General features: G+C 37.8%; 10 protein-coding genes. 2 read left to right on the top strand and 8 right to left on the bottom strand.

Annotated features, from left to right (window positions below):
• Window positions 1-58 precede the first annotated feature (58 nt).
• Together udk and hflX are read right to left on the bottom strand one after the other, a co-directional pair.
• Window positions 59-667 (bottom strand): uridine kinase, encoded by a 609-nt coding sequence (gene udk, locus SJY37_RS06445; RefSeq protein ID WP_013750357.1) that lies wholly within the window; start codon window positions 665-667, stop codon window positions 59-61.
• A 170-nt stretch (window positions 668-837) separates the two neighbouring features.
• Window positions 838-2,067 (bottom strand): GTPase HflX, encoded by a 1,230-nt coding sequence (gene hflX, locus SJY37_RS06440; protein ID WP_144782857.1) that lies wholly within the window; start codon window positions 2,065-2,067, stop codon window positions 838-840.
• 69 nt (window positions 2,068-2,136) lie between these two features.
• On the opposite strand from hflX, the gene SJY37_RS06435 reads away from it, so the two are divergent.
• Window positions 2,137-3,120, top strand: coding sequence for an endonuclease (locus SJY37_RS06435; RefSeq protein WP_298322602.1), 984 nt, complete (start codon window positions 2,137-2,139; stop codon window positions 3,118-3,120).
• An 8-nt stretch (window positions 3,121-3,128) separates the two neighbouring features.
• Here SJY37_RS06435 and SJY37_RS06430 read toward each other — a convergent pair whose 3' ends face one another.
• The 3 genes from SJY37_RS06430 to SJY37_RS06420 all read right to left on the bottom strand — a co-directional run bounded on the left by SJY37_RS06430 (window position 3,129) and on the right by SJY37_RS06420 (window position 7,417).
• Window positions 3,129-4,628 (bottom strand): DUF5689 domain-containing protein, encoded by a 1,500-nt coding sequence (locus SJY37_RS06430; protein WP_298322607.1) that lies wholly within the window; start codon window positions 4,626-4,628, stop codon window positions 3,129-3,131.
• 14 nt (window positions 4,629-4,642) lie between these two features.
• Window positions 4,643-6,388: a hypothetical protein gene (locus SJY37_RS06425; protein WP_379952908.1), complete on the bottom strand. Its 1,746-nt coding sequence runs from the start codon at window positions 6,386-6,388 to the stop codon at window positions 4,643-4,645.
• An 84-nt stretch (window positions 6,389-6,472) separates the two neighbouring features.
• On the bottom strand, window positions 6,473-7,417 hold the full coding sequence (locus SJY37_RS06420) for a carboxypeptidase-like regulatory domain-containing protein (protein WP_379952907.1): 945 nt from the start codon (window positions 7,415-7,417) through the stop codon (window positions 6,473-6,475).
• A 122-nt stretch (window positions 7,418-7,539) separates the two neighbouring features.
• Here SJY37_RS06420 and SJY37_RS06415 point away from each other — a divergent pair, with 122 nt between their 5' ends.
• Window positions 7,540-8,616, top strand: coding sequence for an endonuclease/exonuclease/phosphatase family protein (locus SJY37_RS06415; RefSeq protein ID WP_298322612.1), 1,077 nt, complete (start codon window positions 7,540-7,542; stop codon window positions 8,614-8,616).
• A gap of 113 nt (window positions 8,617-8,729) precedes the next feature.
• Here the strand turns inward: SJY37_RS06415 and SJY37_RS06410 are convergent, their stop codons facing one another.
• From SJY37_RS06410 to pgi, 3 genes are all read right to left on the bottom strand, one after another.
• Window positions 8,730-9,164 carry a hypothetical protein gene (locus SJY37_RS06410; RefSeq protein ID WP_298322615.1) on the bottom strand — a complete coding sequence of 145 codons (435 nt, stop codon included), beginning with the start codon at window positions 9,162-9,164 and terminating at the stop codon, window positions 8,730-8,732.
• A gap of 112 nt (window positions 9,165-9,276) precedes the next feature.
• A complete protein-coding gene (locus SJY37_RS06405) occupies window positions 9,277-12,585 on the bottom strand; it encodes a carboxypeptidase regulatory-like domain-containing protein (RefSeq protein ID WP_298322619.1) in 3,309 nt (1,102 codons plus the stop codon).
• A gap of 171 nt (window positions 12,586-12,756) precedes the next feature.
• Window positions 12,757-14,370 (bottom strand): glucose-6-phosphate isomerase, encoded by a 1,614-nt coding sequence (gene pgi / locus SJY37_RS06400; protein WP_298322621.1) that lies wholly within the window; start codon window positions 14,368-14,370, stop codon window positions 12,757-12,759.
• Window positions 14,371-14,375: the final 5 nt, after the last annotated feature.

Below are 14,375 nucleotides of genomic sequence, written 5' to 3'. Positions count from 1 at the left end.
TAAACCATTTTTTCTGTTTTAGTTCCTTGATGTTCATTGTTGTAAATATAACAAAACCTTAATGTAATCGTTCGTTTATGATACTACGAACGATATCTACAGCCACTGTATTGTACCTATTATTAGGTATAATGATATCTGCAAACTCCTTTGTAGGCTCAATAAACTGCTGGTGCATGGGCTTTAGTGTAGTTTGATATCTATTTAACACCTCATCTAGATCACGACCACGCTCTGCAATATCTCTCTTAAGACGGCGTATTAAACGCTCATCACTATCTGCATGCACAAATACTTTAATATCAAAAAGATTACGAATATTAGGATCTGTCAAAATAAGAATCCCCTCTACCACAAGCACGTTTGTAGGGCTCGTAAGGACGGTCTCATCAATGCGGTTATGTGCAACAAATGAATACATAGGTTGTAATATATTTCTTCCCTCTTTAAGCTCAACAAGATGCTGGCAAAGCAAAGGAAAATCTATTGCGTTAGGGTGATCAAAGTTCACCTTCTTACGATCTTCCATCGATAATGCAGAGAGATCTTTGTAGTAAGAATCTTGAGAAATTACTGTTACTTGTCCTTCTGGTAGATCTGACACAATCTGATCTACAACGGTAGTCTTACCACTTCCGGTACCACCGCCTATTCCTATAATAAGCATATAATATTATTTTGAGGTAAAGGTACTATTTACGGATTAGTCTTTTATGAGAGGTTTCAAAAAATCAAGAATAATAGTAAAAGCTCAACCATCGCTTTTGAGCAAAAAAAAATCGAAGGCCCTAAGAAAGCCTTCGATTTTTTCTATTACGCTATTAAGAATAAATAACCCTATTCTTCCTCGCTATTTCCCACTTGCTCCTCATATTCTGGATACAAAAAAGCATTGTAAGGAAATCTTGTTACGTGAATCTCTCTTACGCGTTCGTAGATTTTCTTTCTGAACTCCTCAAAGTTATTTTTGTTAAGTGCAGAGATAAAGATAGCATCACCATTAGTACGTGACATCCATGTTTCCTTCCACTCGTCAAGCGTATAGTGTGCACCAGTGCGCTCTACCATAAGATCTTCGTCATCATAAGCCTCTGCCGTATACGCATCAATCTTATTAAAAACCATAAGCGTAGGCTTATCCATACTCTCAATCTCATCAAGAATCTGGTTTACAGCATTAATGTGATCTTCAAATTGCGGATGAGAAATATCTACCACATGCAGTAGTAAATCTGCCTCACGCACTTCATCAAGCGTACTTTTAAAAGAATCTACTAGCTGTGTAGGTAACTTACGTATAAATCCTACCGTGTCTGAAAGTAGAAAAGGAAGATTCCCTACCACCACTTTACGTACGGTAGTATCTAAGGTTGCAAAAAGTTTATTTTCGGCAAATACTTTACTCTTACTTATTACATTCATGAGGGTACTCTTACCCACATTCGTATAACCTACGAGAGCTACTCTCACAAGTGCACCACGATTACCACGCTGGGTAGCCATTTGCTTATCTATAGTAAGCATCTTCTTTTTAAGCAAGGTAATACGGTCACGCACAATACGCCTATCTGTTTCAATCTCTGTCTCTCCAGGTCCACGCATACCTATACCTCCACGCTGGCGTTCAAGGTGTGTCCATAAACCTGTAAGTCTAGGCAACAAATATTCATACTGAGCAAGCTCCACTTGTGTGCGTGCATAACTCGTTTGAGCTCTCTGAGCAAAAATGTCAAGTATCAAATAGGTGCGATCTACAATCTTACATTTTAAGATTGCTTCTATGTTACGTTGTTGTCCGGGAGTAAGTTCGTCATCAAAGATCACAGTACCCACATCGTGCTGCTCTACATATGCAGCAACGTCTTCCATCTTCCCTGTCCCTATAAAAGTTTTGGGATTAGGTTTTTCTAATTTTTGAGAGAAACGCTTTAAAACTTCACCTCCTGCTGTATAAGCAAGAAACTCAAGTTCATCAAGGTATTCCGTCATTTTATCGTGTGATTGCTTTTGGGTAACTAGCCCCACCAGCACACACTTTTCATAATCTATTTTTTCTGTTTCGATCATATTAACAAAGGTAGCAAATGGATTGCAGTCTTTTTGACTAAATTGTAACACTCATAGACACTATTCATTATGGAGGATGATTCCGCTTTCGCGAAAGCGCAACAAGAAAAAATACAATGTGCAGTAGGCTTTTACAACCTAGAAAATCTTTTTGACACGACAAACAACCCAAAAACGCTAGATGACGACTTCACACCGAACGGTTTTAAGGAGTGGAATAGCTATAAGTTTAATAAGAAAATAGCCAAACTATCTAAAGTCATCTCAAACATAGGAAAGGATGACACTAAGACCTCACCTTCTCTCCTAGGAGTTGCCGAAGTGGAAAATAGATCCGTATTAGAATCACTTATTGCGACAGACAACCTCAAAGATGAAGGCTATGATATTGTTCATTATGACTCTCCAGATGAGCGTGGTATTGACGTAGCTTTACTATACAAAAAAGCAGATTTTAAAGTAACACAGAGTGAGCCCATCACACTCTACCTAGAAGCCGATGAAGGTGGCAGAGACTATACGCGTGACATTCTTTATGTTCAAGGAGAACTTTTAGGAAATCCTGTTCACATACTAGTAAATCACTGGCCTTCGCGAAGATCTGGTGAGAATGAAACCTCACAAAAGCGCATTGCAGCAGCTCAGCGCAATAGGGAAGTTATTAATAAACTCATGAATGAAGACCATAAAGTGAAGATTATCATTATGGGCGATTTTAACGACGGGCCACACAGTGAAAGCGTAAAAAACAACCTCGTTAAAACTGAGTTTTATAACCCTATGCTGTACTTAGGAACAAGATATGAGGGAAGTTTAAACTATAGGTTTGAGTGGTTCATTTTTGATCAAATTATCTTTTCGAACAATTTTGTACAGCTACACGAAAACACACTTCTTTACGAGAAGTCAGATATTTACAATGACTTTTTCCTCACAGAATATGAAGGGAAGTTTAAAGGAACACCCTTCCGCACCTATGCAGGAAAAAGATATTTAGGCGGCTATAGCGATCATTTTCCTGTGTATAGTATTTTATCTAAAAGACCTGAATAAAAAGATTTCTAATTTGCTTTAATTTGAATCTCGTCAAGTTCATAAGTACCGTCAAAACTTGCATTTCCAGATCCGTTATATCTAAATGCAACATAGCCAGTACCTGTGACACAAGAGAGATCTACAATACCAGAGTCAATCCAGTTTCCAAAGAAATCATTATCTGCCACAATATCTGCTGCGGCTAGCACATCCCAAGTAGAAGCAGCGATTGTTGTGACATCGCCATCCCAATCGTTAGAAAAAAGTATGGTCAACCTACTGCCGTCTGCAAAACTATTTGAGGTTCTAAAACGTAAGGTTTCTCCCGTATTTGATGTGAAATCTAATGGCGGAGTGATTAACCAAGACACCGTTCTCGCATCTCCGGAAAAAGCAGATGCAATTCTCGCAGACCTACCTAATGAGGCATTTTGACCTGTGCTGGTATATGCCTCCCATGCTTGTGTACCGTCTTCTTGATAATTAGTCCAGCCATTGCCTATTATAGGGTTGTTATTAGTTTGCGTCTCAAAAAACTCTTCAAATAGTATATTTTCTCCCATTCCACTAGCTGAGCCGCAATCTATTTCTACGGGATCACAGCGGTCTGTCCCATCAAAAATGACGGCTTCTGGATCATTAATCGCAAGGTTATACGTGTCTCCAAAAAAGTTACGTGTGAGCACTCCAGATATACTGCCAACTCCATCTGGTAGCAATATGGATTTAAAATTTGCAAAGGTACTTGTACTTACAATAGTGGATTGCCCAGTCGCACAATGTACCAGTTCTCGCTCTCCATCAAACTCATCAAGAGGTTCTCCCGCATAGGTAACACTCCCATCAATGACATCCTCCTTTATAAACTGAACATCTGTGAGCTTGACGAATATATTTTCTAACTCATTACTAAAATCTTCTATAGTAACCTCCAGCGGAATTATCTCTTCAATAATGGTTGATCTCTGCATAAAGCTAAACTGTGCTGGCGCTGGGATTTTGTCTAGATTATCTGTCATGCCTAGCGTTAATACTCCGTTACTATCTCCTATCCACAAACCTCCTATAGCTTGATTGTCTAGTGTTGCATTACCTAACTTTACAAATACCTTGCGACCCACTTCATAATAGGTAAACAGCGGACTTTCATCTATAAGTACGCGAACACCTGCTGTAGGACTACTTGCTGCATCTTGTATGATGAGCTCTTCAAACCAGTTTCCAGAGGCATCACTACTTATCACAAAACCTTCTACATAACGATTGGTTTCAGAAAGATCAAGTCTAAATGTGCTACGTAAGGCTGTAATATCTGCCTCGCTAGTAGCATTGATACCAAGATTATCTGCTTCACTCAAAACAGCTTGCTCATAGAGATTTACTAGTTGTGCGATGGTGATTATTTCTCCGTCTAGAGCTGGCTCAGTGATTTCAAGCAGCGGTGTTGTGAACTCATCATCATTTACGCAGCCTATAATTAAGACAATCGTGGCACCTATTGATAGTTTCTGGATTAAATTCATCATCTTAATTTTAAAGTTTAAAATCTAACGTAAGCATTTGCGTAGTATGTAGTTCCTCTCCCAAAGAATAGCCGATCGCCAAAAATGGGAGTCGCTCGCTCAGATTCTTCAAGTTTTGACCTATAATTTACTCTACGAGAATCTTCAAAGCCACCCGTAATATAATTTTCATTGAGCACGTTATTTACTGTTGCAAAAAAGCCTACAAAGTAACTTCCTATCCTCCAAGATTTCCCACCTATAATATTTACGAGATTGTAATCATCTATTTGTGATTGTCTAAGCAAACCCTTGGCCACATCCGTATCAAAATCGTTGAATGGCTGACCGTCTATGTCTTGGTTAAAATTTGCTGTACGTGCTAGATTACTAATGTCTATGTAAGCATTAGAAAAATGATTTACGGTGATCCCAAAACTCCAAAAATCTGGATCTCTATACTCAAGACCTAGTTGATAGGCTCTTTCTGGCCCGCCAGCAACGTGCAAATTATTGAATATAACTTTCCCATCTCCAAAAGTCTGAGGTCCATCAAAATCATCAGAAGTGTAGTAGATATCTGGATTATTTGCATACGTATATTGACCTACAGATGCAGCTGCCTTTAACTTGAGCGTAGGTAATACCTGCGCCTCTATTCCTACTTCTACGCCTATATTTTGCCGCGCAACATTAGTAAGCACTTCTTGCACAAAAGATGCCTCCGTTTGTGCTATCGAATTTTGAGTAAAAAAGAATCCCAAATCAGTTCCGTTTTGAAAGCCTGTATAAAATCCTGTGAGACGTGCTTTTACAATAGGCGATCTATAAATGTAGCTAGCATCCACACTTTGTATTTGTTCTGATGTTAGGTTATTTACTACATCATTATTTTGTCTAGCATTACTAAAACTATTTCTAATGGAAGGAGCAGTGGTATAGTAAGCTCCGTTTACTGTTACTATATGTCTACCTGTAAATTTATAAGTCGCACAGGCTTTTAATCCTCCATCTGTAAATGAAAGTTTCTCACTTGGTCCAAAGGAATTCTCACCCACAAAATTTCCGTTCTCAAATAATCCCTCTCGCTGATAACTTGTAGTACTTGCCGTGCCAGAAATAAAAAAATCTGTATTCTTAAAAGTAAACTGTGCTTGAGCAAATCCGCTTATTGTACTTGAATTGATATTATAGTTGTACTTATATCGATCTCCTACTTGAACAATGCGGTTAGGGTTACGCACATCACTTTGTGCAAGATCGCCTTCTTGACCATCCTGACTCTCGCTTACAGAGAAATTATCTATATCAAGAAATCCCTCGCCTCCAAGTAAATCACTTACCTGCGCATAGTTTTCACTCTTCAAATCTCTATAAGAAAGATTTCCATTTATGGTAATTGCGTCAGTGAGCTGAGAGTTCAAAATAATAGTTGCAGATATTTGTTTATCTCCCACCACATCATCTTGAAGAATTATTTTTGAGTTACCTCCTCCTATATTAGCTTGATATATTGACTCCCAGTCTAGCTGACCATCATTTATGAAGTCTTGTTGCAGTAAATATGCTGTTTGAAAATCTCCCGCAGTAGGACTTGAATCTTGAAGTGCAAAACTAGGCAGGAGCTGATAATAATTTGGCGCTGGATTCCTAAGGCTTCCGTTATCTATTCTACCACTTTTTATAGTGCCTACTTGATACCCTAAATTTGTATTAATACTTGTCTTATCACTTATACCCCAGTAGTGGTTAATCATGAATACTGGCTCTTCAATTTTGCGCATTCTAGCATTTCGCTGCTCTCCATTTTGAAAACCCCAATATGGGTTGTAAGTGCGTCCTTTAAGATTAACTTGTTCTTGTGTAAGTCAAGAAGCACGACCACGGCGATTAGGTGTGTAAAAGGAAGAAAAATTAAGACTGTGGTTATTATTTATTTTCTTTTCTACAGATAGATATATAGAGTTGGCATCGTATAAAGTACCGTCTTGAAAACCTTCTTTACCAAAACGACGAGACAACAATACGCCATAAGCCCATCCTTTCTGAGATAAGCCAGAATTATAACTTCCCATTATTCTACCTTGATAAGAAGCACTAGCTGCGGCATATGAAACCCTACCTCCTTTTCGCTCCTGAGATGCTCGCATGATTATATTTGTTACACCAGCTAGCCCTCCAAAACTATACTCACTCGCTTTTAATCCTTGTGTAAACTCACGATTGCGCTGTGCATCATTAAGTCCGCCCCAACTTCCCCACTGCGGGCGCCCGTTAAACTGTTTATTCATTTCTATCCCATTAATGAGAAGTTTTCCGTTTGCATTATCTAGCCCTCTTGGCCGGAAAAAGGTAGCACTCCAATCAAATGCAGCCGCACTCAAAAAAGCATCTCGTCCAGCAGATAATAATCCTGAGGTATTAAAACTCTCTTGCGTATCGTCACTAATTAAATCATTTTCTGATAATGAGATTAATCCTATCTGCCGTTGTTCTTCAGTAATATCGACGTCTAGGGTTACAATTTGAAGTTCTAATAGTTCTTTATCATTTATAATGACAGGTAGCCTCTTTGTAACGAAGCCGTTTTTTTCTACAATTAAAATTTGATCTCCGTACAACTCAATATTGTTCAATATAAATACACCAAGTGCATCCGTTTTTGCATTGCTATTAGCCCCTTGGATTTTTATACTCACCTCTGGAACTGGCTGTGAACTGATGGCGTCTATTATCGTTCCTTTAAGTTGTGCTTGAGACCACAATACACCGCTAAATAATAAGAAAGCGTAACGTAATAAATTTTTGTTCATAGCTCCCAGTTCATGTGATATCTCAGTTTTAAATATTACTAGACGAAAGTTTTAAAATCGTAAAGCGCTGAAATTCATTACATTTGATTTGCATATTACGAAAAATCTTACATAAAACACAAATGCTTTCTGAAAAATTAAAATCCAAGAGATTATCATTACTTGTGATATTGTTATGTTTTTACGCTTTCGCGAAAGCGCAACAAACCAATAAATATAGAGCTCACACTATAGCATTTTATAACGTCGAAAATCTATTTGACACCATCAATGACCCCATCACTTATGATGATGATCGTACACCTGAGGGAAAGGATCATTGGACCGAGACGATATACCAAGACAAGGTGAGCAACATCGCCAGAGTAATTGCAGATATAGGTAAAGACGTTACAAAAAATAGCCCCGCCATCATAGGACTAGCAGAAATCGAAAACAGAAAAACTGTAGAAGCACTAGCAAATGACCCACAATTACTGCCGAAAGATTACGGTATCGTGCATTACGATTCTCCAGACAGGAGAGGTATAGACGTAGCGCTGTTGTATCAAAAGAGGCTATTTAAGCCATTATTTACTAGCAAGCATGAGTTACTCATTTACGAGATTGATAATTCATCAAAACGTAAGTTTACAAGGGATCAGCTTCTTGTATCTGGCTTACTAGATGGTGATATGATACATATCATTGTAAACCACTGGCCGTCTAGATCTGGCGGAGAAGCGAAGAGCAGAAAAAAACGAATGGACGCAGCTTCACTAACTAAGAAAATCACAGACAGTTTACAAAGCAATGATCCTTATGCAAAGATTATTATCATGGGAGACCTCAATGATGACCCTACAAATGCTAGTGTGAAAAAAGTGTTACAAACACAACACAAGATTAAAAAAGTAAGAGATAAAGAACTTTATAACCCAATGGAATCCATATTTAAAAAGGGCATAGGAACCCTTGCGTATCGCGATGGATGGAACCTCTTTGACCAGATAATTATAAGTGCGCCGCTACTAGATGATGACTACACCTCTTTCAGATATTATAAAGCTGGCATTTACAACAAAAGCTACTTGAGCAACCCCAAGGGTCGTTATAAAGGATATCCTTACAGAAGTTTTGCAAATGGTGGCTATACAGGTGGCTATAGTGACCACTTCCCAGTATATATTTATTTGATTAAGAAAGAACTCTCTGATTAATCTTATTATTTAAATTAAAAGCCCGCAATCAATATGATTTTGGGCTTTCTATTTTCTAGTACGCTTTCGCAAAAGCGTAATAATAACCTTTATAAATAGTTAATCAATGGCTATTAAAACCACTGATTCCATGGTATAATTGCTAGCACTGCGATAAGTGCAAGTGTATAAAATATGGCTATCTTCTTAAATTTAGGCGTAGATAGGCGTTGTTTTTTATGCTTAGAATAACCAATGGTTACAAGCACCACTGCAATAATCATTAAAAATGGATGCTCTACCGCAAGTTGTCTTGCTTGACTAGAGAGTCCTCCCATACCATTTGCTTTTATAGCTTGTAATCCATTAGGAGACACGAACCACAGCACAAGACCTATAAGCAGTTGTATGTGCATCGTTATAAGGGTGAATAAAGCTAAGCTCATATCTTTTCCGCCATACTCTTTTTTTCCAAAGAATTTTGTGAGTGCATTAAATGTGGCAACCACAAGAACGATAACTACAAGGTAAGCCCAGTACGAATGGACAAATTGAACAACTGAGTACATAAATAAATGGTTTAATAAGTTTAAAGCTCAAAGATAATCCATAAAAACAAAAGCCGCTACTGTTTCCAGTAGCGGCTTTATTATTGCGATTGCAATTATGTGATAATAGTTCTTAGTTAAAGATATAACGAAGACCTACTTGCATTTGCCATCTTGAAGATTGAAGTCCTTGATCATCAACTCGATCAATATTGTCACTCAATAGATTACCATTTTCATCAACATTGAATAAGCTTTCAACTATACTGAATACTGGCTCACTATTAGAAGTAGATACGGTTTGAAGTGGAGATACATTAGATCCTACAAATTTACGTACTCCCCAATCTTTATTGATAAAGTTTGTGAAGTTGAAGATGTCTAAAGAGATTTGGAATGTACTCTTCTTATCTCCAGTTTTTACATATATATCTTGTAACAACTTAAAGTCAACAATGTGATTCCAAGGTCCTCTTGAACCGTTACGCTCTGCATACTTTCCTCTTCGAGTGCTTAGATAATCATCATTCTCGATAAATGCTTCAAGAATCTCACGTTGTGCTTGTTCTGGAACAAGAACTACACCAGTTTCTCTATCTACAATATCTGCAATATTAATCTGATTTGCATCTAAAGCATTTGTAGGTACATAGATAAGAGCATTATCTCTTGAATCGTCATTTAATAAATCACGTCCTTCTCTATATGTAAAGCTATAAGGCGAAGATTGTGATCCTTCATAGAAAAGACCTATTGTAGTTTTTCCTCCGAAATCTCCTCCATATTCAATCTCATAAGATGCGTTTCCTGAGATACGGCTTCCTAATGAAAAGTCAGATCTAGATAAAGGAATATCTGAGTTCTTACCGTTTACAGTTTGAATCCCTCTCCACTGTGAGCTGTTTTGAGAAGAAGTTCCATCAAATATTTTTTCAGACTCTCCGTAAGAATAAGAAACTTGCCCTTGGAATCCATTCTGGAATGGTTTTCTAAGTGTAAAAGTTGCATTATAAGAAGATCCTTCGTTTGTGTTTGATGCTAAAATGATTCTTCCGTAAGTATCATCGATTTCGTCACTACGATTATAGAATGGACGGTTATCTGCTCCTTCATAAGTTCCTACTGGCTCACCTAAGTTTAAGTTCTCATAGTAAACATCTGTAAGTACATCATTATATAAGAAATCTGCAGATGCAATTAATCCCCAAATTGGTAATTTTTGATCTATAGCAATGTTATACTTTCCTACTTGTGGAAGCTTAAAGTTCTTAGCAAAAAGGTCGATGTTTCCACCTACTCCTCCAGAACCAGCTGCTACAACCTGCGTTTGCTGGTTTACATCAGGTTGGAATTCCTCTCCGAAGATAAAGCTAAATCCTCCAGTAACACCATTGTTGTTGTAAGTTCCTCCTGGCCATACTAATGGAAGTCTTGAAGTAAATACTCCTAATCCTCCACGTACTTGTGTAGTGTTGTTTCCAAATACATCCCAGTTAAATCCTAAACGTGGTGCAATGTGAGCAGAAGCATCTACTCCTTGTCCTACGCGTGCTCCTTGTAAATCTTTACCTGCAGCAGTTAATAGACCAACAGTTCTTGTATTGAAGTCATCATTTACAGTACCATCTTCCCAATAAGGAACATCCACACGGATACCTCCTGTTATTTTGAAGTTTTCAGTTACTTGAACTTCATCTTGAACGTAGAAACCTAATTGTGAAGTTCCAAAATCTGCAGATCCAGCAGACTCATCACCTACAGCACCATTACCTACTAGAGAATAACCATGTTGGAATACATCTGCATCTTGCCCAGCTAAGAACTGATCAAGTCCAGAAGAAACTAAGTTATCATCAGCATCAAACTGATCTTCAAAAGTATAATCTCCATAGTTATAAGCAAAGAATAAGTTCTTAGCAGATGCTATCTCAAGATTCGCACCAAGAGTTACAGCGTGACGTCCAGAAAAAATCTGGAAGTTGTTATTAATAGTAAAGATATCCTGCTCAAGTAAGTTTGCAGTTGAGAATGGTTCAGATCCAAAAGAGATTGTACCTCCACCATCTTGAATGTCTACTGTAGGGAATGGATTTCCAGAAGGATCTCTATCATCCTTTACTGAAGTATATCCAATCTTCAAGTTGTTTGCAAATTTAGAACCAAACGTAGAGTTTAATTCAAATGCAGTAGAATATGTTTTAGTTTCAAAAAACTCAGATCCATTGATGAATCCAATTCCTCTTTCTCCTGAGTTACGAGCTTCTAAGTTTGTTGCCTCAACTACACCTTGACGGATAGAAACTTTGTGATTATCGTTGATGTTCCAATCTAAACGTAAGTTTATCTTGTCGCTTTCTAAAGTTCTAGTATTGTTATCAAATGTACCAGGGTTATAACCATACTCAGATTGCAAGAAGCTAGCAAGGTTTGCAATTTCTGCTTCAGAAGATCTTCCTTGATAGTTTGAGAAGTTGAATGGTTGTGGAGTCTCGTCATCTTGACGCTCATAATTTGCAAAGAAAAATAATTTATCCTTTACAATTGGTCCTCCTATACGGATACCGTAAGTCTTAGCAGAAAATTCTGCAAGCTTCTCACGCTCGTCACCTTCGTTTGTTAAATCTACTGGAGTTTTTCCAGCAAGACTTTCGTTTCTTAAGAAACCGTATACACTACCTTCCCAGTTATTGGAACCAGAACGTGTTACAGCGTTTACAGAACCACCAGAGAATCCTGACTGACGTACATCAAAAGGAGCTAGGTTAATTTGGAAAGACTCAATAGCATCTACAGAGAAAGGACTTACACCCGTTTGACCTCCGTTAGTACCTGATCCTGCAAGTCCAAAAACATCATTGTTAACAGCACCATCAATATAGATTGCGTTGTAACGGTTGTTTTGACCACCTAAAGAGATAGAAAAACCATCATCTCCTTCAGAAAGTTGAGCTTGAGGAGTAACACGAGCAAAGTCTGCAATTCCTCTAGAAACAGAAGGAATAGTAGCAATGTCACGTTCAGAAATAGAAGTTTCTGATCCCGTTTTATTAGTGTTGAAAATACTGTTGTTTGAGCCAGTAATTACAATCTCATCAAGAGCATTTGCATTTTCTTGCATTGTCACACTAATTCTCTTAGTCTCACCAAGAGATAAACTAAATCCATTAAGTGCATAATCCTCAAATCCTACATAAGTAATTGTAACGTTGTAAGGACCTCCTGACTTAAGGTTAGGTAGACGGTAAAAACCATCAAAATCTGTTACTGCTCCATACACAGAACCTGTAGGCACGTGCGTTGCAATAATGTTTGCTCCAGGCAATGGACCTTCTGTGTTGTCTAACACACGTCCAGAGATAGAACTTGTCGTTACCCCTTGTGCTAATGACGATACCGTCACTAGAAACATGGCGATCAATGATAAAAATGTAATTTTCTTCATGATATTTGTTAATAATTAGCGCTGCAAAATTACTCTAAATTTGTGGAGTGCCAATATTAACTTAACGTTAACTTATACAAGCAGGTTCATTCGCTATCAAGCGCACAAAAAAAACCCTTCAAACATTAGCCTGAAGGGTTTCTCAATAAAATACTAGTAGTCAATTATTTACTACGCTTCTTTATAGTATTTCATTAAATTCTTAGTAGAACCATCATGATTTTCACTTGTTCCAGTACTAAACTCATTAAGCACTTTTTTTGCAAGTTGTTTTCCTAGCTCAACTCCCCATTGATCATAAGAGTATATATTCCATATCACTCCTTGTACAAAGATTTTATGCTCATACATTGCTACCAGTGACCCTAAGCTCTCTGGAGTGAGCTTCTCCCCTAAAATAGTGGTTGTAGGCTTATTTCCTTCAAAAACTTTAAAAGGTATGAGTTCTTCTATACGCTTTCGCGAAAGCGTACTTCCCTCAAAATCTTGCTCCACTTGAGATACAGTCTTACCATTCATGAGTGCTTCTGTTTGTGCAAAGAAATTTGCCATAAGCTTATCATGGTGATCTTGATTACCGTGAAGTGACTTTTTGAAACCAATAAAATCTGCAGGAATTAATTTTGTTCCTTGATGTATCAATTGGAAAAATGCGTGTTGTGAGTTTGTTCCAGGTTCACCCCAAATAATATTTCCAGTTTCATAAGTAACGCGGTCACCGTTGCGATCTACGCTTTTCCCGTTACTTTCCATAATTGCTTGCTGCAAGTATGCTGGAAGTCTATGTAAATATTGGGAATAAGGAATAACAGCTTCTGTCTCTGCTCCATAAAAATTATTATACCACACACTTAAGAGTGCCGTAATCACTGGAATATTTTGATCAAATGACGTGTTTTTAAAATGCTCATCCATTTTAAATGCACCATGGAGTAAGCCTTCAAAGTTTTTAAAACCCACAGCAAGCGCTATAGATAAACCTACTGAGCTCCAAAGAGAAAAGCGTCCTCCTACCCAGTTCCACATAGGAAATACGTTATCTGAAGAAATACCAAAGCTAGCAATAGCCTCCTCATTTGTTGACACTGCAACAAAATGGTTACTCACCGCTTCTTCTCCTAGTTGATTTACAAACCACTTTCTTACTGTTGTGGCGTTACTCAACGTCTCTTGAGTTGTAAATGTCTTTGATACTATTACAAAAAGCGTTGTTTCTGGATTAAGATTTTTAATGGTCTCCATTACATGATCACCATCTACATTTGATATAAAATGCGTAGTCAAGTGGTTTTTGTAATACTGCAATGCCTCAACAACCATCACTGGCCCAAGATCTGACCCACCTATACCTATGTTTACAACGTCTGTAATCTCTTTACCGGTAGCTCCTTTATGCTTGCCAGAAATAACTTTTTCAGTAAAAATTTCGATTGACTTTTTCACCTCTTCTACTTCTTCCTTAGCAAAAGCGTCACTCTTTTCATCACGTAGCGCGGTATGCATCACTGCTCTATCTTCGGTAGTATTTATTGCATCCCCACCAAAATAGCTGTCAATTGCCTCTTTTAAGCCAACCTCTTCTGCAAGTTGTACAAGTAACTCACGAGTTTTTGTTGTGATTCTATTTTTACTATAATCTACATATAAGGAATCCCAAATGATTGTGAACTCTTCTGCACGAGCGCTATCCTTAAAAAAATCAACTAATAGCGTATCTTTTGTTTCCTTGTAATGCGTTTCTAATGCTTTCCAAGCTGCCGTTGTAGTTGGGTTTATACTTTTCATTAGGT

Origin of the sequence: Dokdonia sp. R78006, assembly GCF_042466145.1 — a bacterium.
Taxonomy (GTDB): Bacteria; Bacteroidota; Bacteroidia; order Flavobacteriales; family Flavobacteriaceae; genus Dokdonia.
This window is presented reverse-complemented; position numbering and strand designations above follow the sequence as displayed.